The organism is Pseudomonas sp. RIT288, from assembly GCF_000631985.1.
Taxonomy (GTDB): domain Bacteria; phylum Pseudomonadota; class Gammaproteobacteria; order Pseudomonadales; family Pseudomonadaceae; genus Aquipseudomonas.
Genome location: NZ_JFYN01000022.1, coordinates 1 through 21,906 on the forward strand (window position 1 = coordinate 1; position 21,906 = coordinate 21,906).

Sequence of the window (21,906 nt, forward strand, 5' to 3'; positions counted from 1 at the left end):
TACTCAACCCCTGTGGGAGCTGGCCTGCCAGCGATGGCGGCCTGACAGCCGACCTGTTTCTGGAAGGAGTACTCAACCCCTGTGGGAGCTGGCCTGCTGGCGATGGCGGCCTGACAGTCGACCTGTTTCTGGCAAGAATACTCAACCCCTGTGGGGGCTGGCCTGCTGGCGATGGCGGCCTGACAGGCGACCTGTTTTTGGCAGGAATACTCAACCCTTGTGGGAGCCAGCCTGCTGGCGACGGCGGCCTGACAGGCGACCTGTTTTTGGCAGGAATACTCAACCCCTGTGGGGGCTGGCCTGCTGGCGATGGCGGCCTGACAGGCGACCTGTTTCTGGCAGGAATACTCAACCCCTGTGGGAGCTGGCCTGCCAGCGATGGCGGCCTGACAGGCGATCTGTTTTTGGCAGGAATACTCAACCCCTGTGGGAGCCAGCCTGCTGGCGATGGCGGCCTGACAGGCGACCTGTTTCTGAGGAATACTCAACCCCTGTGGGAGCCAGCCTGCTGGCGACGGCGGCCTGACAGCCGACCTGTTTCGGGAAGGAATACTCAACCTCTGTGGGAGCTGGCCTGCCAGCGATGGCGGCCTTCCAGTGAGCAAAATTCTTGCTGACGTACTCCTCCAATAAGGTCTGCTCCTCACAAAATCGACAGCCAATTCTCCCATCCCCCGCCGTTTCACTGGCGCTTACAGGGTGGTCGGCTATAAAGAATGAGTGTTCAGGTCTTCCGTTATCCGCGGTATTCGTGCGCGATTGCGGAAGTGGCTCTTCCATTCATCGCGGGTCGTCCTATGAATAATCCTGGGAAACGCGTGTATCTGCCGCTGTCGCTGGCTTTCTCTGTTGCGCTATTGAGCGGCTGCGCCAGTCCTCCGCCACCGCCTCCTGCTGCACCTCCACCCCCGCCGGTGCGTACCTGTCAGACCCTGGAAAACACTCAGGTGTCGGGCGATATGTACGTTGACGAGCAGGTCACTCGGCATATCACCACCACCCGTTGTGTCACGCAGTAGCGTGGGGCGGCTTTGCTGGCGGTGCATAAGGTCATTGCCTGACCTCAATCCTGTGTAGGAGCTGCCGAAGGCTCGGGCCGCCTTCGGCAGCTCCTACACAGGCGCGTCTGGATCAGGACAGGAATCCACCGTCCACATTCAGCGAAACCCCGGTGGTGTAGCTCGATGCATCACTCGCCAGATACAGCACCGCTCCGGCCATTTCACTCGGATCCGCCACGCGTTTGAGCGGGATCTGCGTCAGTGCCTGCTTGAGGATCGCGTCATTCTTCACCAGTGCCGAAGCGAATTTGGTGTCGGTCAGACCCGGCAGCAGCGCGTTGCAGCGGATGCCGAATTGCGCGCATTCCTTGGCGAAGACCTTGGTCATGTTGATCACGGCAGCTTTGGTCACCGAATAGATGCCCTGGAACACGCCTGGTGAAATACCGTTGATCGACGCAACGTTGATGATGCTGCCGCCACCGTTTTCGCGCATCAGCTTGCCGGCTTCCACCGACATGAAGAAGTAGCCGCGAATGTTCACGTCGACGGTCTTCTGGAACGCACCCAGATCGGTGTCCAGCACGTTGCAGAACTGCGGGTTGGTCGCAGCGTTGTTCACCAGAATATCGAGACGGCCGAACTGTTCCTTGATCCCGGCGAACACTTGGCTGATCTGTTCCATTTCACCAATGTGGCAGGCCACGGCGGTGGCTTTGCCGCCGGCGGCGATGATGGCGTCGGCGACGTGCTGGCAGCCTTCGAGCTTGCGGCTCGAGACGATCACGTGGGCGCCTTGCTGGGCCAGCAGTTTGGCGATGGCTTCACCGATGCCACGGCTGGCGCCGGAGACGAATGCGATTTTGCCGTCGAGGTCGAACAACTGAGTCTTGGACATAAGGGTTCCTTGGTGTGGGCCGTCAGAGGCTCGATTTCGCAATGACCTGCAGGCTCATGTGCTCCAGCAGTTTGTTCATGTGAATGAACTGCGCGAAGCGTTTGTCCTGGGTCTGGCCGTGGTAGAAGCGGTAGTAGATCTGCTGCACGATGCCGGCCAGGCGGAACAGGCCGTAGGTGTAGTAGAAGTCGAAATTGTCGATCCGGATGCCCGAGCGCTCGGCGTAGTAATCGACGAACTCACGGCGGGTCAGCATGCCCGGGGCGTGGCTTGGCTGGCGGCGCATCAGTTGCACGGGCGCCGGATCATCAGCCTGAATCCAGTAGGCGAGGGTGTTGCCCAGGTCCATCAGCGGATCGCCGAGGGTCGTCAGTTCCCAGTCGAGCACGCCGATGATCTGCATCGGGTTGTTCGGGTCGAGGATCACGTTGTCGAAGCGATAGTCGTTGTGGACCATGCTTGAGGTCGGATGGTCGGCCGGCATCTTGTCGTTGAGCCAGGCTTTGACTTTCTCCCAGTGCGGCGCATCCGGGGTCAGGGCTTTTTCGTAGCGCTCGCTCCAGCCTTTGATCTGGCGGGCGACGTAGCCTTGCGGTTTGCCCAGATCGCCGAGGCCGCAGGCGTTGTAGTCAACTTGATGCAGCTCGACGAAACGGTCGATGAAGCTCTTGCACAGTGCTTCGGTTTTCGCTGCATCGAGACCCAGTTCTGGTGGCAGGTCGGAGCGCAGGATGATGCCCTTGACCCGTTCCATCACATAGAACTCGGCACCGATCACCGACTCGTCGGTGCAGTGCACGTAGGCTTTCGGGCAGTAGGGGAAACCGTCGCGCAGTTGATTGAGAATGCGAAATTCGCGGCCCATGTCGTGGGCGGATTTGGCCTTGTGGCCGAACGGCGGGCGACGCAGGACGAATTCCTGCTGCGGGTATTCCAGAAGGTAAGTCAGGTTCGACGCACCGCCGGGAAACTGGCTGATCTGCGGGGTGCCGGTCAGGTCCGGAATGTGCGCCTTCAAGTATGGATCGATCAGGCTGGCATCGAGTTCTTCGCCAGAGCGAATCCGGGTGGACTGGTCAGTAAGCGCCATGCTTATCCCTTCTGCTTATTTTGGAGGCCAGACATCATTGGCTAATCTAATGGCGCACTCGGGCGGCCACAAGCGCGCAGCGGTCTTATAGGTTAGCGTGTTGCAGGATAATCAGCGTTTCGAATAGGTACGGCAGCAGGGCGCTGCCGGCTCTTTTCAATGCACGCGCTGGTTGTTGAGCCTTGGGGGCAGGGCGACCGGCGTCAGCACCGGTTGTCCTGAGAAGAACGCCACGAGGTTTTTCCCTACCAGTTCCACCGTGCCTTGAGTGGCTTCCGGTGACAGGCCGGCAACGTGTGGCGTGAGAATCACATTACTCAGGGTTTTCAGCGCATTCGGCACCTGCGGTTCATGATCGAACACGTCCAGCGCGGCGCCGGCAATCCGCCGTTGCTCAAGGGCAGTGATCAGATCCGCTGTGGCGATGACACTCGCCCGGGCAATATTGACGATGAAACCGTTCGGGCCAAGGGCGTCGAGCACCGGCCGAGTCACCAGATGCTGGGTGCCGATTCCGCCCGGCGTAGCGATGATCAGGAAGTCCGAGGCGCGTGCCAGTTCGGTGGGCGTCGAGCAGAACGCGTAAGGCACATCGCTGCGCAGTTGACGGTTGTGGTAACTGATCTGCATGTCGAAACCAAGCTGGGCACGCTTGGCAATCGCCATGCCCACCGCGCCCAGGCCGAGAATGCCCAGACGTTTATTGGCCAGCGACGGGCGCATGATCTTCGGCCATTCACCCCGGCGCACTGCCGCATCGCAGCGCGGAATATCGCGCACCAGCGCCAACAGCAGCGCCATCGCATGATCGGCCACCGACGAGGCGTTGACCCCGGCGCCGTTGGTCACGGTGATCCCGCGATCGCTGGCAGCCTGCAGGTCAACGTGTTCATAACCGGCGCCGATCACGGTAATGATTTTCAGCGCCGGCAGGGCGGCGATTTCCTCCGCGGTCAGTCCCAGCGGGCCACGGGTCAGGACGGCGTCGATCCGCGGGCCGTGGCTGGCGATGGCTTGCGCACGTTCGGCAGGGGTTGGTGCGAGGATCAGATGAAAGCCCTGATGCTCGAGAATCGGTAAATAGTCATTGATGGTTTCAACCAGTACCAGAACGGTGGCGGGCATTGCGCGGCTCCTGTGATCTATGACGGTGTGGTCGCGAAAGTCGTGTCAGAGTGCTGATTCCAGAGCGGTTTGGCAATGGTGGCCGCAGCCCCGCTTCAGCCAGTGTAGGAGCTGAAGCGGGGAGCACGCGGGCGCTTCGTCAGAAGCTCACGTCGGCGCTGTTGATCAGCCGTGCAAATGCTCCGCCGAGGGTGGCGTTATGGTGCTCGATGATGACTTGGGCGGGTAATGCCGGGGTGTCCATGCAAGTGTGTGCGTCGGCCACCAGCAACGGTTTGAAGCCCAGATTGGCGGCGGCGCGGCAGGTGGCGTCGATGCAGAACTGGGTTTTCATGCCGACCAGGTACAGGTCGTCGATCTGATGGGCGTTGAGCTGCTGCGCCAGGTTCGTGCCGTGGAAGGTGTTGGGCCTGGATTTGTCGAAGAGGTAGTCGGCATCTGCGCTCAGTTCGAGTTCCGGCAGCAATTGCCAGAAGGGGCTGCCGGCGGCAATCGGCGAGCCTGCCGGGCCGGTGTGGCGTACGGCATAGATCGGCACGTGTTGCTGGCGTGCCTGGCGGATCAGGTGCTGGATGTTGGCGAGCACACGGTCGCCGTCGTGGGGTTTTTCCGGGCCATGGAACAGACCGACCTGCATATCGATGATCAACAATGCTGCGGACATGATGTTTCTCCTTGAGGGCTGCAAGTGCCGCACGGACGGGAGAAACAACAAGGCCCCGTCCATTGCTGGCGGGGCCTTGGTTCACTGCGCTGGATTCATCTCGGGCAGCAACACCACGACCCGCCGGTGGCGGTCGTGGTGGTACGGGTGAGGTGCAGCGAGCGAAGGTTCATGCCGCCGATCATGCTGGCGGCGGCGAAGGGCTGTCAACTGGCGTATTGAGCGATGCCGTTGCCGAACGACCAATTCTCCTTTTTGACTTCCACCAGATTGATGAACACGTCTTCCAGGCGAATGCCCAGTTGGGTGTTCAGGCTGTGCGCGATGGCCTGGTACAGGGCTTTTTTCTGCTCCAGCGTCCGGCCTTCATTGAGGGTGATCTGGATGATCGCCAACTGATCGCTGCGCTGGATGCCCAGGTACTGCGGATCGAAGATGAAATGCTCGCCATCATGCTCGTTGAGAATCTGGAAGTTGTCGTACTCCGGCACGTTGATAGTGCTGCGCATGGCGGCGTAGATCTGCTCGCCGATGCGTTTGGCGAAGGTGGGATCGGCGTGTTTTTTGATGTCGACGCGGACGAGGGGCATGGGCAGAGACTCCGTGGGGCAGGGGACTTGTCTCACGCTAGAGCATGTCGGGAAAATTGAAAGTAAGGAGTGATGATCTCGCCGTTGCTTTTGTACGAAGCTACCTACTATTTGCGGGGAATTTGCCTACGAAATTGGCAGATGCGTCTGCTATCGGAACATTGATGAACGCGAAATCATGGGGCACAAAGCAGCTCGGGTTAGAAACTGCCAACAGCCAAGGAAGGCGAATGCTTCGAAACAATCGAGAACACCTGGAACTCGAAAGGCTCCGAAATGAAACACGCAAACTCATCGCCGAGAGAAAAAAACTTCTGGCGGAAGAGAAGAAGCTAAGCAGGGAAACGTATTTATATCCGCTCGCCGTATCAGGTGCCCTGGTGACTGCAATCACTGCGGTGGCAAGTGTTTTTTTCAAGTTTTGAGTGTTTGTGTTTCACCACCGTCAGACCCATAAGCCAAAAAGGAAAAACGAACATGAGCACCTATGACTTCAACGCCAGAATGGAAGAACTGGAACGTGAGCACGATGAGTGGGAAGAAAGAATGCGTATTAAAAACAAGGGCGATATGTACCCAATCTGGGGAATGCTAGCGTTCGGCCTGTTTTGCATGTCACTCGGATTCATGCTGGCTCGATCGATCTGATCAAGTCTTACCGCTCGTATTACGCTGAAACCTGCCGAAAAGCGACATCACACATATCCGGAGCCGACAGCCATTTTCCTGAAAGCGACAACCCGCTGATCTGCTCCGTACAACCATTCCTCAGCTAAGTCTTTGCTTCTGCTCATTTATCGCGGAGAATCGCGCCCCTGTTTCGGCCGGAGCATGTCTGTCGGTTTTTTCCGACGCGTCCTGACCGAGTGGCAAGTGACCGGAATGCGGAGATCCGACCGGATGAATGATCAGGCCAATAGCGTCGACGAACGCTATGAAGCGGCAGCACCAGCTGAACTGTCGAGCTGGAATCGCCATGACACCACGTGGATGTTGGGACTGTTCGGGACGGCGATTGGCGCCGGTACCCTGTTTTTGCCGATCAACGCGGGTCTGGGTGGCTTCTGGCCGCTGGTGATCCTTGCGCTGCTGGCCTTCCCGATGACGTTCTTCGCTCACCGGGGCCTGACCCGCTTCGTGCTCTCCGGTCGCGAAGGTGCGGACATCACCGAGGTGGTCGAGCAGCATTTCGGCATCAAGGCCGGCGCGCTGATCACCCTGCTGTACTTCTTCGCCATCTTCCCGATCCTGCTGATCTACAGCGTCGGCCTGACCAACACGGTCGCCAGTTTCCTCGAACACCAACTGCACATCACGCCGCCCCCGCGCGCGCTGCTGTCGTTCGTGCTGATCCTCGGCCTGCTGGCCGTGGTGCGTTGCGGCGAGCAGGCGATCGTCAAGGCGATGAGTCTGATGGTGTATCCGTTCATCGTCGCGCTGCTGTTCCTCGCGGTGTACCTGATTCCGCACTGGAACGGCGGCATCCTGACTACCGCCTCGCAAGTGCCGGCACCTTCGGCGCTGCTGCACACGTTATGGCTGGCGATCCCGGTGATGGTGTTCTCGTTCAACCATTCGCCGATCATCTCGGCGTTTGCGGTGGATCAGAAGCGTCGTTACGGCGTGAATGCTGACCAGCGCAGCTCGCAGATCCTCTGCCGTGCCCACCTGTTGATGGTGGTGATGGTGCTGTTTTTCGTCTTCAGTTGCGTGCTGACCCTGTCGCCGGAACAACTGGCCGAAGCCAAGGCGCAGAACCTGTCGATCCTGTCATACCTGGCCAACCACTTCAGCAACCCGACCATCGCTTTTGCGGCGCCGTTGATTGCGTTTGTGGCAATCTCCAAGTCGTTCCTCGGCCACTACATCGGTGCCAGCGAAGGCCTCAAGGGCCTGATCGTCAAGAGCGGCAAGCGTCCGGGCGCCAAGGCGCTGGATCGCATCGTGGCGGCGTTCATGCTGGTGGTGTGCTGGATCGTCGCGACCCTGAACCCGAGCATTCTAGGGATGATCGAGACCATCGGTGGCCCGGTGATCGCGGCGATTCTGTTCCTGATGCCGATGTACGCGATCCGCAAAGTGCCGGCGATGGCGCGCTATCGCGGTCAGGCGTCGAACGTGTTTGTCACCGCCGTAGGTCTGGTGGCGATTTCGGCGTTGATTTATTCGCTGACTGCTTAAAGATCAAGAGATCGCAGCCTTCGGCAGCTCCTGCAGGAATACCCTGTAGGAGCTGCCGGAGGCTGCGATCTTTTGCTTTTCAGCTACAGTAGGCCGCTGCGCATCTCTCATGCGCAGCGGCTTTTTTTCGTCTGGAGACAGTGGATTGTCGAGCGCGCCCCAATCTGTAGAACCCCCCAATCGCTGGCAAGACATCCTCGCCGGTCTGTCGATTGCCGGTCTGTTGTTGCCCGAAGCGGTCGCTTATTCGACCATCGCCGCGCTGGCGCCGCAGGCCGGGGTGATTGCGCTGTTTGCCGGGTTGCTGTGCTATGGGTTGTTTGGCACCAGCCGCTTTGCCATTGTCTCGGCCACGTCTTCGTCAGCAGCGGTGCTGGCGGCGGCCACCGCGACCATGGCCAATGGCGACCCGCAGTTACGCGCGACGCTGGCGGTCGGGTTGGTGCTGGTCACTGGTGGGCTGTTCTTGCTGGCGGGGATCTTCCGTTTTGGCAGCGTCACCGCTTTTATCGCCAAACCGGTATTGCGCGGATTCGCCTTCGGCCTCGCGCTGACGATTATCCTCAAACAGGTCGCCAGCGTGGTCGGCGTGCACCTGAACGACGCCAACCTGGTGCGCTTCGCCCCGCAATTGCTCGAACAACTGCCGCAATGGAACTGGCCGGCGGCGGCTGTCGCAGCGGTGGCACTGGGGCTGTTGGGACTGTTCTCGCGCTTTCCACGGGTGCCTGGCGGTTTGCTGGTGGTGGTGATTGGCATTGTGCTCGGGCAATGGCTGAACCTGCCGGCTCACGGCGTGAGCCTGATCGGTTTGATCGACCTGAGCCTGGAGGTGCCGAGCCTGCCGCTGTTGCCGTTTGCCGACTGGCTGCGGCTGGGGGAGGTGGGGTTCGCGCTGGTGATGATTCTGTACGCCGAATCGTACGGCTCGATCAGTTCGTTCGCCCTCAAGCACGGTGACCGCGTGACCTCCAACCGTGACTTGCTGGCGCTGGGTGCCTCGAATCTGTTGTCCGGATTGTTCCATGGCATGCCGGCGGGGGCGGGGTATTCGGCAACGTCGGCGAACGAGGCCGCCGGGGCGACTTCACGCTGGGCCGGTGGGGTGGCGGCGCTGGTGGTGCTGGTGATCGTGCTGACGGTTCTGCCGTGGATCGCCCTGACGCCGGAGCCGATTCTGGCGGCCATCGTGATTCATGCGCTGGCGCGTGGCTTGAGTCTGCAGCCGCTGGGGCGCTACTTCGTCTGGCGCCGGGATCGGGTGCTGGTGTTGTGCGCGGTGGGGGCGGTGCTGCTGCTGGGCATTCTCGACGGGTTACTGGTGTCGGTGGCGATCAGCGTGCTGCTGATGCTCAAACAGATGTCGGCGGCGGACATTCAGGTGCTCGGGCGGATCGACGGCGGGCATGATTTTGTCGATCTGCAACGCCATTCGACCGCGGCGACTGAGCCGGGAGTGCTGATTGTGCGGCCCGGTGAGGCGTTGTTCTTTGCCAACGTCGAGCGGGTTCTTGGTGCAGCGTTGCACTTGATCCGTCACTCGGGCGCACCGCTGCACACCGTGATCCTGAGTCTGGAGGAAACCCCGGACCTGGACGGCACCAGCATCGAGGCTATGCAGGAGTTTTTCCTGCGGGTGCATCAGGAGGGCAAGCGCCTGATTCTGGCGCGGCTCAAGCATGAGGCGCTGACGGCGCTAGAGGCATTGCCAGAAGTAACCGCTAACGGGGTGATTCTCAGCGGGCTGAGCGTCGACGGGGCGGTGCAGCAAGCTTTGAAACCTGACGAATCCCTGTAGGAGCTGCCGAAGGCTCGGGCCGCGTTCGGCAGCTCCTACAGGGAATGATGGCGAACAAAAATAGATGTATCTACTGAGAGCACGCATAAAAAAACGCCGCACATCTCACGATGGGCGGCGTTTTCTATTGCTTTGTAACGTTAGGCTTGAACGACCGGAATCTTGGCGTTCGCAGCCGCTTCACGGAACTCGGCGATCTGGTCGAAGGACAGGTAGCGGTAGACATCGGCCGCCATACTGTCGATCTTGCCAGCGTATTCCATGTACTCCTCGACGGTCGGCAGGCGACCCAGGATCGAAGCCACGGACGCCAGCTCGGCCGAAGCCAGGTAGACGTTCGCGCCGTCGCCCAGACGGTTCGGGAAGTTACGGGTCGACGTCGAGACCACGGTGCTGTTCGGCTCAACGCGTGCCTGGTTACCCATGCACAGCGAGCAGCCTGGCATTTCCATGCGTGCGCCAGCCTTGCCGTAGATGCCGTAGTAGCCTTCTTCGGTCAGTTGGTGAGCGTCCATTTTGGTCGGCGGCGACAGCCACAGACGGGTTGGCAGCTGACCCTTGACCTGATCCAGCAGTTTACCGGCAGCACGGAAGTGACCGATGTTGGTCATGCACGAACCGATGAACACTTCGTCGATCTTCTCGCCAGCCACGCTGGACAGCAGACGGGCGTCGTCCGGATCGTTCGGCGCGCACAGTACTGGCTCGTTGATGTCGGCCAGATCGATTTCGATGACTTCGGCGTATTCGGCGTCGGCATCGGCTTCCATCAGCTCAGGGTTGGCGATCCAGGCTTCCATCGCTTGCGCGCGACGTTCCAGGGTACGCGCATCGCCGTAGCCTTCGCCGATCATCCAGCGCAGCAGGGTGATGTTGGACTGCAGGTACTCGGTGATCGACTCTTTCGACAGCTTGATGGTGCAACCGGCAGCCGAACGTTCGGCCGAGGCGTCGGACAGTTCGAACGCCTGCTCCAGGGTCAGACCTTCCAGGCCTTCGATCTCCAGGATGCGGCCGGAGAAGGCGTTTTTCTTGCCTTTCTTCTCGACGGTCAGCAGACCGTTCTGGATGGCGAAGTAAGGAATGGCATGAACCAGGTCACGCAGGGTGATGCCAGGTTTCATTTTGCCTTTGAAGCGCACCAGGATCGATTCCGGCATGTCCAGCGGCATGACGCCGGTGGCAGCGGCGAACGCGACCAGACCGGAACCGGCCGGGAACGAGATGCCCATCGGGAAACGGGTGTGCGAGTCACCACCGGTACCCACGGTGTCCGGCAGCAGCATGCGGTTCAGCCACGAGTGGATGATGCCGTCGCCCGGACGCAGGGAAACGCCGCCACGGGTCATGATGAAGTCGGGCAGGGTGTGGTGGGTGGTCACGTCGATCGGCTTCGGATACGCCGCGGTGTGGCAGAAGGACTGCATCACCAGGTCAGCGGAGAAGCCCAGGCACGCCAGGTCTTTCAGTTCGTCACGGGTCATCGGACCGGTGGTGTCCTGAGAACCGACGGTGGTCATCTTCGGCTCGCAGTAGGTGCCAGGACGAACGCCTTTGCCTTCTGCCAGACCGCACGCCTTGCCGACCATTTTCTGCGCCAGGGTGAAGCCCTTGGTGCTTTCAGCCGGTGCTTCCGGCTTCTTGAACAGGTCGAATGCTGGCAGACCCAGTTCGGCGCGAGCCTTCTCGGTCAGGCCACGGCCGATGATCAGCGGGATACGACCGCCGGCACGGACTTCGTCCAGCAGCACAGGGGTCTTCATTTCGAAGGTGGTGATGACTTCGTCGGTACCGTGCTTGCAGACTTTGCCTGCGTGCGGGTACAGGTCGATCACGTCGCCCATGTTCATGTTCGACACGTCGAACTCGATTGGCAGTGCGCCGGCATCTTCCATGGTGTTGTAGAAGATCGGAGCGATTTTGCTGCCGAAGCAGAAACCGCCAGCGCGCTTGTTCGGCACGTAAGGGATGTCGTCGCCGAAGAACCACAGCACCGAGTTGGTCGCGGATTTACGCGAGGAACCGGTACCGACCACGTCACCGACGTAGGCTATCGGGAAGCCTTGACCGCGCATTTCTTCGATTTGCTTCATCGGGCCGGTCTTGCCTTGCTCGTCCGGAACGATGCCGTCACGGGCCATTTTCAGCATGGCCAGGGCGTGCAGCGGGATGTCAGGACGCGACCAGGCGTCTGGTGCCGGGGACAGGTCGTCGGTGTTGGTTTCGCCGGTGACCTTGAACACGCGCAGGCTGATCTTGTCGGCCAGCACCGGGCGCTTCTTGAACCACTCGCCGTCAGCCCAGGATTGCAGCACGGCCTTGGCGTGAACGTTACCGTTCTTGGCTTTTTCAGCCACGTCGTGGAAGGCATCGAACATCAGCAGGGTGTGCTTGAGTTCTTCGGCAGCCACTGGCGCCAGTTCGGCGTTGTCCAGCAGTTCAACCAGAGTCACGATGTTGTAGCCGCCCTGCATGGTGCCGAGCAGTTCTACAGCGCGCTTCTTGTCCAGCAGAGGGGAGGAGACTTCGCCTTTGGCCAGGGCCGACAGGAAACCGGCTTTGACGTAAGCGGCTTCGTCCACTCCTGGTGGTACGCGATTGGTGATCAGGTCAACGAGGAAAGCTTCTTCGCCAGCCGGAGGATTCTTCAGCAGCTCGACCAGGCCTGCAGTTTGTTCGGCGTTAAGCGGCTGGGGAACGATACCCAGGGCTGCACGCTCTTCGATATGTTTGCGGTAGGCTTCAAGCACAGTTATTACCCTCATCAGTGGTCCCAAATGGGTGTCCGGGACGCTCATCCCGAAATTGCCGTACTCATGCACCGCACGACGTTGTGAGTCGTTTGGCCAGAATTACCGGCAATTCCTTACAGAAGCTGCTTTCAAAGTTTTACGCCTGCAGAACGGGGAGCTGATGAGGGTTGGCGTTGGGCTTTTCCCCGCTGGAAAAACCCTTCGCCAACACCGCTCTGAAGGAACGACTGTGCTCGTGACGCTTTGAAAACAGCTTCTAACGGACATTGGCGCCTTAAAAGGCTGGCTGATTCTACGGCAAAAAAAATTTAAAGGTAAGTCGCGCTCTATTGGACTTTGGTGGCGTTGTGCACGGGCAGGGTAAACCGCGAGCCAGCGCTTGCCCCTGACGTTTGAGGGGTGATCAATGCCCGACAAAGGGCTAACATGCCGGCCTGTTCCGCGTTTCAGTGTTTTGCCAATTTATGCCCAATCAGACCATCAAGACCCCCTGCGTCGGCCTCTGCTCCACTGTTTACGGAGATCTGGTGTGCCGTGGCTGCAAACGTTTCCACCACGAAGTGATCAACTGGAATGGTTACGGCGAGGAGGAAAAGCGTGCGGTGTGGTTGCGTCTGGAGCAATTGCTGTCACAAGTGATGGCGAGCAAGGTCGAGATCTTCGATCCGGCGCGCCTGCGCCTGCAGCTGGAACAGCGCAAGATCCGCTTCGTGCCGCATCAGTCGGAATATTGCTGGGCCTATCAGCTGATTGCGCGCGGGGCGCGGGTGATCATTAATCTGGAAGCCTACGGCATGGTGTTGTTGCCGGAGTTCCGCGACTGGAACCTGCCGGAGTTGCGCGATGCCATTGATCGGGAATTCTTCCTGCTGTCGGAAGCGCATTATCAGCGCTACATCGCCCCGGGTTTCCTGAAAGACGCCTTCGGCGCCTGAAGATCAAAAGCTTCGCGAGCAAGCTCACTCCCACATTTGGAAGGCGTACCTCTGTAAGAGTGAGCCTGCCCGCGATGAGGCCGGTACATTCAACATAGTCTTCGGCCGATACACCGCCATCGCGAGCAGGCTCACTCCTACATTTGAAATGCGTACCCCTGTGGGATCGAGCCTGTTCGCGAAGGCGCCGGTTCAGGCACCGTAATCCTCAGTGCTTCACCGCCAACTCCACCAGATGATCCTCAACCTCCTGCGGCTTGAGCACCAGCACGTCGCTTTCAAGTTGGTCCAGAACCTGTTCGGCGGTGTTGCCGATCAATGCGCCTGATACACCGCTGCGCGCCACGGTGCCGATTACGGTCACTGCCGCCTGCAGTTTGTGCGCCATGAACGGAATCAATACATCCGCCGGGCCTTCCTCGATGTGCAGGTGCTCGTCATCCACATCGAACTCGGCCTGAAACGCCTTGCATTGCTCGCGGTACCTCGCCTCGATGGTTTCCTTGAGCTGAAAGGTCGGGTCTGCTGCCGACAGCATCGGCGACGGATGCGCCGTGATCACATGCAGGTGCCCCTTGGCCAGGCTGGCGATATCGAACCCGTGATCAATGATCGTGGTGTGCAGATGCCGGTGCTCGCCATCGGCGTTGCCGACATCGATTGCCGCGAGAATCACTTTGTCTTTCCACGTCCCCGCAGTTTTCACCAGCAGCACCGGAGTCGGGCAGTGCCGCAGCAGTTTCCAGTCGGCCGGGGTCAGCAGGGCTTTTTTCAGGGCGCTGTCGGGAAAGTGCTGTTTGATCACCAGCCCGCAGCCTTCGGCCTGCTGCACATCGATGATGGTTTCGTGCAGGCTCTCGTTCCACGCCTGCTCGGTGGTCACGCTGTAGCCGTCGGCGATCAGCGCGGCTTTGAGCACGCCAAGCATGCCGGCGTGGTCGTGCTTCTTGTCGCACACCAGCAGGTGCAGATGGGCCTGGGTCACGCCGGCGATCAACTTGGCGCGCTTGAGCGCCAGGCTTTCCGAATGTTCGGGTTCGATGACCACCAGAATGCTGCGAATGGCTTGCATGAGCGGAGTCTCCAGCAAAGAAAAGGCACGGCGTTGCACAACTATAGTTGCTGCTCATCGGGACGCGACTTGATGCATATCAACGCCTGCGACTGGTGGTCTGCGGGCAGGCCGGTATAATCGGCGGCCTTTGCTCGTACACCTTTTACCGTGAGCCCCATGATCCTTCCCGAAATCCACGAATTCCTTGGCTGCCGCACGCCCGACGCCTGGGTCCAGGCGGCACTGGCCGATCAGGAAACCCTGCTGATCGACCACAAGAACTGCGAGTTCAAGGCCGCCAGCACCGCGCTGAGCCTGATTGCCAAGTACCATTCCCACGTCGACCTGATCAACATGATGTCGCGTCTGGCCCGGGAAGAACTGGTGCATCACGAACAAGTCATGCGCATCATGAAACGCCGCAAGATCGAGCTGCGCCAGCTGCACGCCGGGCGTTACGCGTCGAGTCTGCGCAAAGTGGTGCGCAGCCACGAACCGGTGAAACTGGTGGATACGCTGGTGGTCGGCGCATTCATCGAAGCGCGCAGCTGCGAACGTTTCGAAGCGCTGGTGCCGCATCTGGACGAAGAACTCGGCAAGTTCTATTTCGGCCTGCTGAAAAGCGAGGCGCGGCATTTCCAGGGTTATCTGAAACTGGCTTACCAGTACGGCGACGCGAAGGACATCGCTCAGGTGATCGACAAGGTGCGTGCTGCCGAGCAGGAGCTGATCGAGTCGCCGGATGAAGAGTTTCGCTTTCACAGCGGTGTGCCGGCTGCCGCCTGACCTGCAGGAGCTGCCGCAGGCTGCGATCTGTTGATTTTTTGAAGCAAGATCAAAGGATCGCAGCCTTCGGCAGCTCCTACAGGGATCGGTCCAAATGTAGGAGTTGCCGCAGGCTGCGATCTTTGCTCCTGATTGTAAAAAACTCTTAAGAGTATGAAATATCACTGAAAACCGGCCCCAGCGGCCGGTTTTTGTTGCCCGAAACAACGCCTCGCCAGCGATTGCCGCCATACTGTCGCCCACTTCACACATGGGTTGGCAGACGGTCGTTATGGATAACCTGGGTTTTGGCAAAGTCCTGCTGGTCGAAGACGATGAGCGTCTGGCCACGCTGATTGCGCACTTTCTCGAGCAGCATGGCTACGAGGTGCGCGCTGTGCATCGCGGCGATCTGGCGGTGGCCGCGTTTCTCGAATTCCAGCCCAAAGTGGTGGTGCTCGACCTGATGCTGCCGGGGCAGAGCGGCCTACACGTGTGCCGGGAAATTCGCAGCGTGTCAGACACGCCAATTGTCATTCTCACCGCCAAGGAAGACGATCTCGACCACATTCTCGGCCTGGAATCCGGCGCCGACGACTACGTGATCAAACCGATCAAGCCGCCGGTATTGCTTGCTCGGCTACGCGCGTTGCAGCGGCGCCAGATGCCGGAAGCCGGCGTGGTCAGTGCGCTGGAGTTTGGGCGCTTGAGCATTGATCGCAGCTGTCGCGAAGTGCGGCTGGCCGGCGAGATCATCGAAATGACCACCATGGAATTCGAGCTGCTGTGGCTGCTGGCCAGCGCCGCCGGCAAGACCTTGTCGCGCGATGACATCCTCAATCGCATGCGCGGTATCGCCTTCGACGGGCTCAATCGCAGCGTCGATGTGTACATCAGCAAGTTGCGCAACAAACTCAAGGACAATCCCCGCGAGCCGGTGTGCATCAAGACCGTATGGGGCAAGGGTTATCTGTTCAATCCGTTCGCGTGGGAGCTGTAGATGCTGCGGTTATTCCTCGGGCTGTTTCTGGTGATGACGGTGGGCCTGGTTCTGGCGTTGCAGACGGTCGAGCGTACGTTCGATGCCTTGCTCGACTATCAGATGCATGACTACAACCGCGAGGCGGTGCGTGGTCAGGCCTGGACGCTGGGGGAGCAGCTGCGCAACCTCGACGGTCCGGCCCGTGAAAAACAACTGCAGGCCCTGCGCCCGCACTATGGCTTGGGGCTGAGCTTGGTCGAAGCCGAACAACTGGCGCTCAGCGACGAGGAAAAAGTCGAGCTTGCTCAAGGCTTGCTAGTGATCCGCGACAAATACACCCAATACATTTCTGCCATCGACGGCGGCTCGCAACTGCTCAGCATCCGCTTGCCCGCCGAACCCAGCCTGATGCCGTTCTACATTGCCGGTGCCTACTTGATGATCGCCGTGCTGATCGGCTGCGTATTGTTTTTCTGGGTGCGTCCGCATTGGCGCGACCTGGAAAAACTGCGTCTGGCCGCCGAACGTTTTGGCGACAACGATCTGTCGGTGCGCATACAACTGTCGAAACGCTCGAACATCCGTGACCTGGCTGAGCACTTCAACCTGATGGCGGCACGCATCGAGAGCCTGATCGCCAATCAGCGCGAACTGACCAACGCGGTGTCCCACGAACTGCGCACGCCGATTGCGCGACTGTCATTCGAACTCGATCAACTCAAGCAACAGCCGGACGCCAACCAGAACCGTGAACTGATCGCCGACATGTACGCCGACCTTGGCGAGCTGGAAGAAATGGTCTCCGAGCTGCTGACCTACGCCAGCCTCGAACGCGGCGCGACGGTGATCAAGTGCGAAAACATTCAAGCCGCCAACTGGCTCGACAGTGTGGTCGGCAGCGTGGCGCTGGAGGCGGAAGCGGCGGGAGTGCAGTTGCTGATTGGTGACTGTCGGCTCGACACCGTGCGCATCGAGCCGCGGTTCATGGCGCGCGCAGTGATCAATCTGCTGCGCAACGCCATTCGTTATGCCGAGCAGCGTGTCGAGGTGACGCTGGTGCGCAGCGGCGATTACTACGAAGTGCGGGTCAACGACGACGGCCCGGGGGTTCCGGTGGAAGGCCGGGTGAAGATCTTCGAACCGTTCTCGCGGCTGGATGCCAGTCGCGACCGTCGCACCGGTGGCTTCGGTCTAGGGCTGGCGCTGGTGCGGCGGGTGTCGCAGTCCCATGGCGGGCAGGTCGAGGTCGGGGAATCGGAGTGGGGTGGGGCGTCGTTTCGGATGACCTGGGCGCATCTGGACTGATTGGTGTTGGCGGGTTGGGCCCTATCGCGAACAGGCTCACTCCAACAAGGGAATGCATTCCAAATGCAGGAGTGAGCCTGCTCGCGATAGGGCCATCAATCACAGCACAAACCCCTGCTCATTTGGCCAACCCCAATCGCTCATGCCACTGCGCGATCGACTCCTCGGGATACACCGCAAACTGCTTGTCCTTGGGCTTCGCATCCACCTCGACCCAGGGCGCCTTCGATCCCAGCATCAAATGCGTATGCTCCGGCGGCACCGGCAGCGGCGTATCGATCGCCGAGGCGAGCGGATGAATCAGCTCCGGCCATTCCGGGCTGAACAGCCACAAACCGCTGCCGCACTGTGAGCAGAAATGCCGCTCGGCGGTGCTGCGATGGGCACGTTTTTCACCTTCTTCTTTCATCTTCGCGTGGTAGATGCTGATGTGCTTGCGCCCCTGAACCTTGAGGCTGGCCGCATCGCCACCGAGGTTGATTGCATAACCGCCTCCGCCCTGAGTCTTGCGGCAGATCGAGCAGTAGCAGCGTTGATAAGGGTAGGGATGGGCGCTGGTCAGGCTGAAGGTGACGGCGCCGCAGTGGCAGGAGCCTTCGAGGTGCATGAGGGGGCCTCCGGTTGGCTGAAGTGGTGTGGTTGAGCCTAGAAGATTTTGCAGTGTTTGTCCGGGCGCCATCGCGAGCAGGCTCACTCCCACATTTGCAACGCATTCCCCTGTAGGAGCTGCCGCAGGCTGCGATCTTTTGACTTTGATCTTTTCAAAGCAAGATCAAAAGATCGTCCGAACGCGGCCCGAGCCTGCGGCAGCTCCTACAGGGGGATTTGCGGTTTTGGTATGCGCCAGAGGTACCACGCCGCCACCGTCCGATACGGACTCCACGCCAAGCCAATCTCGACCATCTGCCTGCGCGTCGGCTGCATCTCCAGCCCCTTCAACCGCCGATAGCCCTCGCGCACGCCAAAATCATCCGCCGGCAGGATATCCGTGCGTTCCAGGCTGTAGATCAACAGCATCTCCACCGTCCAGCGCCCAACCCCGCGCAGGCTGACCAAACGTTCGATCAGCGCCTCATCGTCCATCGCCAGCGCGGTGGAGTAATCCGGTACCACGCCGTCCAGTGTCGCCTGGGCGATGCCCTGAATGGTCGCAATCTTGCCCGCCGAAAAACCGCAGCCGCGCAGCTGATCGAAGTCGGTCGCGAGAATCTGTTCAGGCCGGGGAAACGTCTGCCCCGGAAACAGCGCCACCAGACGCCCGACAATTGCATCCCCGGCCTTGGCGTGCAGTTGCTGATAGGCAATCGCTCGCACCAGCGATTCGTAAGGATCGCGCGCCGGGTGCGGTTGGTGCAGGCACGGGCCGACGACTGCAATGTGGCGCTGCCAGTCCTCGTCGAGCGCGGCGAGAAATGCGCTGGCCGCCTGATAACGATCCGGCATGCTATTTCAGCAGACCGTTGACTTCGCCGTAGGTCAGCGCCTTCAAGTCGTGGGTATCGAGCTTGCCGCTGGCGAGGAAGCTTTTCACCAGCGAACCCATCGCGCCGTAGAGGAACTCGGCGATGCCAGACCCGGCGCTCAAGCGCCGTACGCCCAGAGCTTGCAGCTCGGTCGGCGAGGGCAGGCAGGCGAAGCCGAGCACGTTCACCGGCAGTGACGTGCCCTTGCAGATTGCCTCGATTTCATAAGCGCCCGTCACGCCAGCGGCAAACAAGCCATCGGCCCCGGCGGCCTGATAGAGCGCGGAACGGCGCAGGGTTTCGGCGACGCGATCCTCGGCCGGTACCAGACCTTTGAGGTAGACGTCAGTGCGCGCGTTGATGAACAGCTTCACCTCGCGCTTGCGGGCGACTTCGCGTGCCACTTCGATCTTGCGCGCCAACAGTTCCGGGGCGCCGCTGCCGTCCTCGATATTGATCCCCACCGCACCGGCGGCAAGCACCGCGTCGACGACTTCGGCCACGCGGCCAAGGTCATCGGAATAACCCGCCTCGATGTCCACGCTCAGCGGCACCTGGATCACCCGCGCGATGGATTCCACGGTTGAAATCAGTCGTTCGAGGGGCAGGGTGTTGCCGTCTGGATAGCCGTGTGCCCAAGCGACTGCTGCGCTGCTGGTGGCGACGGCTTTGCCGCCCGCGTGCTCGACCAGCCGCGCACCGGTGGCGTCGGCGACGTTGGTCAGAATCAGCAGACCTTCCTGGTGTAACTGGTGAAACCGAGTGTCGAGCGCGTTCATCGAAATCCCTTCTTGTGAGTGTGCGAAGCGTCAGAAAGCCAGTGGTTGCGTGAGTTGCACCGCAGCGTTTTCCAGCCTCAGCAGAAACGCCTTGCGCGGCTGTCCACCACCATAGCCGGTCAACGAACCGTCCGCACCGATCACCCGATGGCATGGCACCACGATCGCCAGCCGATTGTGCCCGTTGGCCAGCCCCACCGCACGACTGGCGCCGGGCTTGCCCAAACGTGCGGCGAGGCTGCCGTAGGTACTGGTGTGTCCATAAGGAATCTGCAGCAGTTGCTCCCAGACTTGCTGGTCGAACGCGCTGCCGGGCAGGTGCAACGGCACGCTGAACAGAGTGCGGGTCCCGGTAAAATATTCGTTGAGTTGCGCTTCGATCTGCTGCAGATGCGCGTTGTGCCCCGGCGCGACCACGTAGCCATGACGGGTTTGCAGCTCTTCGACTTCGCGGGTCAGCGCCGGGCGGTCGAGAAACTCCAGCAACACCAGGCCGCGACGTTCGGCCATGGCGATCATCGGCCCCAGCGGCGTGGTCAGGCGGGTAAACAGCAGCGGTTCACTGTTGGCCGCGCGGCCCGGGGTGATGTGGAAGGATTTCTGGAACGCATCGCGAAAACCGCTGAGCGATTCGTAGCCCGAATCAAACGCCGCATGGTCAATCGAGGTGCCTTGTTTGATCCCGCCCAGCGCCATACCGAGTCGTCGGGTACGCAGCCACGCATGGAAGGTCATGCCGAAATGCTGCTTGAACCAGCGCCGCAATTTCAGCGGTTCGATGCCTTCGGCCAGCAGCTGCGCATCGCTCCAGCGCATTTCCGGGTCGGCATCGACGGCGGTGAGCAGGCGCTGCACCCAGTCGGGGGCGATGGCGGCGGCGTCCAGCGGCTTGCAGCGCAGGCAGGCGCGGTAACCGGCGCTCAAGCACTCATCGGCGTGGGCGAAGAATTCGACGTTTTCCGGTTTCGGCTTGCGCGCCGTGCAACTGGGGCGGCAGAAGATCCCGGTGGTTTTCACGGCCGTGAAGAACACCCCCTCGTAGGCGGTGTCGCGTTCGAGCATGGCGCGAACCATCTCGGCGTGGGGCGGCAGGAGTGCGGTTTGTATGTTCATGGCCAGAGCTTAAATCGAGGGTTTCGATGGCTCCACCGAAAAATCGACAGTGAATTTCCAGAACCTCTGAACTACCGTGTAGGAGCTGCCGCAGGCTGCGATCTTTTGCCTTTGTTTTTTCAGAACAAGATCAAAAGATCGCAGCCTGCGGCAGCTCCTACAGTTGAGGGATTGAGTTTTATGCCGCCGTTCATCATTCAATATATTGATCACATCGTGCTGCGCGTCGCCGATCTGCAACGCAGTATCGACTTTTACCGCCAGGTCTTCGGCGCCGAGGTGGTCAAGCATAATGAGCCATTGGGGCTGGTGCACCTGCGCGCCGGGACCTCGATGATCGACCTGGTCGACTTGCAAGGCGAACTCGGGCAGAAGGGGGGCGGGGCGGCCGGCAAGGAGCGGCGCAACGTCGATCACTTCTGCCTGCGCATCGAACCCTTTGATGAATCTGCGTTGATCGAACACTTGCAGGCGCACGGTCTGAGCGTGGAAACAGCCGCCAGACGCTTCGGCGCCGAGGGCTACGGCCTGTCACTGTACTGCTTCGACCCGGACGGCAATCAGGTCGAGCTCAAAGGCCCGTCCGAGGCTTAAGCGCGTTTCGCCATCAACAACACCGAAGCCGCCGCTGACAGCAGCCCCGCGCAACAACGGTTGAAGATGCGTTTGCCGCGCGGCTCGGCGAACCAGCGGCGCATGTGCAGGCCCATCCAGGCATAGGCGCCGATGGCGATCCATTCCAGCAGCAGAAACAGCGCGCCGAGCACGGCGAATTGCGCCGGTACCGGACGGCTTGGGTCGACGAATTGCGGTAGAAACGCGGTGAACAGCAGGATAGCTTTCGGATTACCCGCCGCTACCAGAAACTCCTGACGCGCCAACCGCCAGAATCCCACCGACGCTCCCGCCAGTTGCTGCTCGGCCTCGGGATTGGCATGCCATAGTTGCCACGCCAGGTACAGCAGATACGCCGCGCCGATAATCTTGATCGCATGGAACAGCCATTCCGAGGTCTGCAGCACCACTGACAGCCCCGCGCCGGCGAGGGCGATCATTGCGGCGAACGCGATAATCCGTCCGATACCGGCGGCGCAGGCCCGGCGATAGCCATAGCGGGTGGCATTGCTGACCGACAGCAGGTTGTTCGGGCCGGGGGCCATGTTCAAAGCGAAACAGGCCGGGAGAAACAGCGAAAGCGTGGCGAGATCCATGGGCTTGGGCTCCGGAAACGAGTGTGCTTTTTTATCACAGGCTGCGGGCGCGCAGACCCGTACAGTCACGCAGTGCTGTCGCGGTACAGCATCAGCAGCCCCTTTAAACGAGTCGAACTTTTCCGATTGGCCGAAACTCTCAAAGGTCTGAAGGCGATGGTTTCGTCAGAAAAATCTGTGTGCCAAGTCAGAAAAAGGC

At 60.4% G+C, this 21,906-nt stretch carries 21 protein-coding genes; 9 read left to right on the forward strand and 12 right to left on the reverse strand.

The features are described from left to right. Positions 1-1,131: 1,131 nt before the first annotated feature. The 5 genes from BW33_RS18195 to BW33_RS18215 all read right to left on the reverse strand — a co-directional run bounded on the left by BW33_RS18195 (position 1,132) and on the right by BW33_RS18215 (position 5,368). Complete coding sequence (locus BW33_RS18195) at positions 1,132-1,899, reverse strand: SDR family oxidoreductase (protein ID WP_007965755.1); 768 nt, start codon at positions 1,897-1,899, stop codon at positions 1,132-1,134. Between the two features lie 22 nt (positions 1,900-1,921). Beyond that, complete coding sequence (locus BW33_RS18200) at positions 1,922-2,989, reverse strand: phosphotransferase family protein (RefSeq protein ID WP_047600314.1); 1,068 nt, start codon at positions 2,987-2,989, stop codon at positions 1,922-1,924. A gap of 156 nt (positions 2,990-3,145) precedes the next feature. Continuing rightward, complete coding sequence (locus tag BW33_RS18205; RefSeq protein WP_047600315.1) at positions 3,146-4,114, reverse strand: 2-hydroxyacid dehydrogenase; 969 nt, start codon at positions 4,112-4,114, stop codon at positions 3,146-3,148. A 139-nt stretch (positions 4,115-4,253) separates the two neighbouring features. Beyond that, positions 4,254-4,778 (reverse strand): cysteine hydrolase family protein, encoded by a 525-nt coding sequence (locus tag BW33_RS18210; RefSeq protein ID WP_047600316.1) that lies wholly within the window; start codon positions 4,776-4,778, stop codon positions 4,254-4,256. Positions 4,779-4,984: 206 nt separating this feature from the next. Beyond that, positions 4,985-5,368 (reverse strand): tautomerase family protein, encoded by a 384-nt coding sequence (locus BW33_RS18215; RefSeq protein ID WP_047600317.1) that lies wholly within the window; start codon positions 5,366-5,368, stop codon positions 4,985-4,987. A gap of 44 nt (positions 5,369-5,412) precedes the next feature. Here BW33_RS18215 and BW33_RS30540 point away from each other — a divergent pair, with 44 nt between their 5' ends. From BW33_RS30540 to BW33_RS18230, 4 genes are all read left to right on the forward strand, one after another. Beyond that, on the forward strand, positions 5,413-5,793 hold the full coding sequence (locus BW33_RS30540; protein WP_442965405.1) for a hypothetical protein: 381 nt from the start codon (positions 5,413-5,415) through the stop codon (positions 5,791-5,793). 52 nt (positions 5,794-5,845) lie between these two features. Continuing rightward, complete coding sequence (locus BW33_RS30015; protein WP_177327505.1) at positions 5,846-6,016, forward strand: hypothetical protein; 171 nt, start codon at positions 5,846-5,848, stop codon at positions 6,014-6,016. 252 nt (positions 6,017-6,268) lie between these two features. Next, on the forward strand, positions 6,269-7,549 hold the full coding sequence (locus tag BW33_RS18225; protein ID WP_047600319.1) for an HAAAP family serine/threonine permease: 1,281 nt from the start codon (positions 6,269-6,271) through the stop codon (positions 7,547-7,549). Between the two features lie 145 nt (positions 7,550-7,694). Further along, positions 7,695-9,347, forward strand: coding sequence for a SulP family inorganic anion transporter (locus tag BW33_RS18230; RefSeq protein ID WP_047600320.1), 1,653 nt, complete (start codon positions 7,695-7,697; stop codon positions 9,345-9,347). A 140-nt stretch (positions 9,348-9,487) separates the two neighbouring features. Here BW33_RS18230 and acnB read toward each other — a convergent pair whose 3' ends face one another. Further along, positions 9,488-12,097 carry a bifunctional aconitate hydratase 2/2-methylisocitrate dehydratase gene (gene acnB / locus BW33_RS18235; protein ID WP_047600321.1) on the reverse strand — a complete coding sequence of 870 codons (2,610 nt, stop codon included), beginning with the start codon at positions 12,095-12,097 and terminating at the stop codon, positions 9,488-9,490. 467 nt (positions 12,098-12,564) lie between these two features. Between acnB and BW33_RS18240 the strand changes: the two genes are divergently transcribed. After that, on the forward strand, positions 12,565-13,035 hold the full coding sequence (locus BW33_RS18240) for a DUF1289 domain-containing protein (protein WP_047600322.1): 471 nt from the start codon (positions 12,565-12,567) through the stop codon (positions 13,033-13,035). Positions 13,036-13,243: 208 nt separating this feature from the next. On the opposite strand, the gene BW33_RS18245 is transcribed toward BW33_RS18240, so the two are convergent. Next, positions 13,244-14,107: a universal stress protein gene (locus BW33_RS18245; RefSeq protein ID WP_047600323.1), complete on the reverse strand. Its 864-nt coding sequence runs from the start codon at positions 14,105-14,107 to the stop codon at positions 13,244-13,246. Between the two features lie 159 nt (positions 14,108-14,266). Here BW33_RS18245 and BW33_RS18250 point away from each other — a divergent pair, with 159 nt between their 5' ends. The 3 genes from BW33_RS18250 to BW33_RS18260 all read left to right on the forward strand — a co-directional run bounded on the left by BW33_RS18250 (position 14,267) and on the right by BW33_RS18260 (position 17,141). Further along, positions 14,267-14,875: a tRNA-(ms[2]io[6]A)-hydroxylase gene (locus tag BW33_RS18250; RefSeq protein WP_003224098.1), complete on the forward strand. Its 609-nt coding sequence runs from the start codon at positions 14,267-14,269 to the stop codon at positions 14,873-14,875. A gap of 271 nt (positions 14,876-15,146) precedes the next feature. Then, the gene (locus BW33_RS18255; RefSeq protein ID WP_027613172.1) at positions 15,147-15,854 is read left to right on the forward strand and encodes a response regulator; all 708 of its coding nucleotides are present in this window, start codon (positions 15,147-15,149) and stop codon (positions 15,852-15,854) included. Continuing rightward, positions 15,855-17,141, forward strand: a complete 1,287-nt coding sequence (locus BW33_RS18260; RefSeq protein WP_047600324.1) for an ATP-binding protein — start codon at positions 15,855-15,857, stop codon at positions 17,139-17,141. A gap of 118 nt (positions 17,142-17,259) precedes the next feature. Here BW33_RS18260 and BW33_RS18265 read toward each other — a convergent pair whose 3' ends face one another. From BW33_RS18265 to BW33_RS18280, 4 genes are all read right to left on the reverse strand, one after another. Further along, entirely contained in the window at positions 17,260-17,748 is a 489-nt protein-coding gene (locus BW33_RS18265; RefSeq protein ID WP_047600325.1) for a GFA family protein, read from the reverse strand. Positions 17,749-17,954: 206 nt separating this feature from the next. Further along, positions 17,955-18,584 carry a DNA-3-methyladenine glycosylase family protein gene (locus BW33_RS18270; protein ID WP_047600326.1) on the reverse strand — a complete coding sequence of 210 codons (630 nt, stop codon included), beginning with the start codon at positions 18,582-18,584 and terminating at the stop codon, positions 17,955-17,957. A gap of 1 nt (position 18,585) precedes the next feature. After that, entirely contained in the window at positions 18,586-19,383 is a 798-nt protein-coding gene (locus BW33_RS18275; protein ID WP_047600327.1) for an isocitrate lyase/PEP mutase family protein, read from the reverse strand. A 30-nt stretch (positions 19,384-19,413) separates the two neighbouring features. Beyond that, positions 19,414-20,496 (reverse strand): bifunctional transcriptional activator/DNA repair enzyme AdaA, encoded by a 1,083-nt coding sequence (locus tag BW33_RS18280; protein WP_047600328.1) that lies wholly within the window; start codon positions 20,494-20,496, stop codon positions 19,414-19,416. Positions 20,497-20,676: 180 nt separating this feature from the next. On the opposite strand from BW33_RS18280, the gene BW33_RS18285 reads away from it, so the two are divergent. Further along, positions 20,677-21,090 (forward strand): VOC family protein, encoded by a 414-nt coding sequence (locus BW33_RS18285; RefSeq protein WP_047600329.1) that lies wholly within the window; start codon positions 20,677-20,679, stop codon positions 21,088-21,090. On the opposite strand, the gene BW33_RS18290 is transcribed toward BW33_RS18285, so the two are convergent. Then, complete coding sequence (locus BW33_RS18290; protein WP_047600330.1) at positions 21,087-21,707, reverse strand: LysE family translocator; 621 nt, start codon at positions 21,705-21,707, stop codon at positions 21,087-21,089. The two genes, BW33_RS18285 and BW33_RS18290, sit on opposite strands and share 4 nt — an antisense overlap. Positions 21,708-21,906: the final 199 nt, after the last annotated feature.

Coding starts and splice junctions, on each gene's coding strand:
- BW33_RS18195 (WP_007965755.1), bottom strand. CDS start 1,899: ATGTCCAAGACTCAGTTGTTCGACCTCGACGGCAAAATCGCATTCGTC.
- BW33_RS18200 (WP_047600314.1), bottom strand. CDS start 2,989: ATGGCGCTTACTGACCAGTCCACCCGGATTCGCTCTGGCGAAGAACTC.
- BW33_RS18205 (WP_047600315.1), bottom strand. CDS start 4,114: ATGCCCGCCACCGTTCTGGTACTGGTTGAAACCATCAATGACTATTTA.
- BW33_RS18210 (WP_047600316.1), bottom strand. CDS start 4,778: ATGTCCGCAGCATTGTTGATCATCGATATGCAGGTCGGTCTGTTCCAT.
- BW33_RS18215 (WP_047600317.1), bottom strand. CDS start 5,368: ATGCCCCTCGTCCGCGTCGACATCAAAAAACACGCCGATCCCACCTTC.
- BW33_RS30540 (WP_442965405.1), top strand. CDS start 5,413: ATGTCGGGAAAATTGAAAGTAAGGAGTGATGATCTCGCCGTTGCTTTT.
- BW33_RS30015 (WP_177327505.1), top strand. CDS start 5,846: ATGAGCACCTATGACTTCAACGCCAGAATGGAAGAACTGGAACGTGAG.
- BW33_RS18225 (WP_047600319.1), top strand. CDS start 6,269: ATGAATGATCAGGCCAATAGCGTCGACGAACGCTATGAAGCGGCAGCA.
- BW33_RS18240 (WP_047600322.1), top strand. CDS start 12,565: ATGCCCAATCAGACCATCAAGACCCCCTGCGTCGGCCTCTGCTCCACT.
- BW33_RS18245 (WP_047600323.1), bottom strand. CDS start 14,107: ATGCAAGCCATTCGCAGCATTCTGGTGGTCATCGAACCCGAACATTCG.
- BW33_RS18250 (WP_003224098.1), top strand. CDS start 14,267: ATGATCCTTCCCGAAATCCACGAATTCCTTGGCTGCCGCACGCCCGAC.
- BW33_RS18255 (WP_027613172.1), top strand. CDS start 15,147: ATGGATAACCTGGGTTTTGGCAAAGTCCTGCTGGTCGAAGACGATGAG.
- BW33_RS18260 (WP_047600324.1), top strand. CDS start 15,855: ATGCTGCGGTTATTCCTCGGGCTGTTTCTGGTGATGACGGTGGGCCTG.
- BW33_RS18265 (WP_047600325.1), bottom strand. CDS start 17,748: ATGCACCTCGAAGGCTCCTGCCACTGCGGCGCCGTCACCTTCAGCCTG.
- BW33_RS18270 (WP_047600326.1), bottom strand. CDS start 18,584: ATGCCGGATCGTTATCAGGCGGCCAGCGCATTTCTCGCCGCGCTCGAC.
- BW33_RS18275 (WP_047600327.1), bottom strand. CDS start 19,383: ATGAACGCGCTCGACACTCGGTTTCACCAGTTACACCAGGAAGGTCTG.
- BW33_RS18280 (WP_047600328.1), bottom strand. CDS start 20,496: ATGAACATACAAACCGCACTCCTGCCGCCCCACGCCGAGATGGTTCGC.
- BW33_RS18285 (WP_047600329.1), top strand. CDS start 20,677: ATGCCGCCGTTCATCATTCAATATATTGATCACATCGTGCTGCGCGTC.
- BW33_RS18290 (WP_047600330.1), bottom strand. CDS start 21,707: ATGGATCTCGCCACGCTTTCGCTGTTTCTCCCGGCCTGTTTCGCTTTG.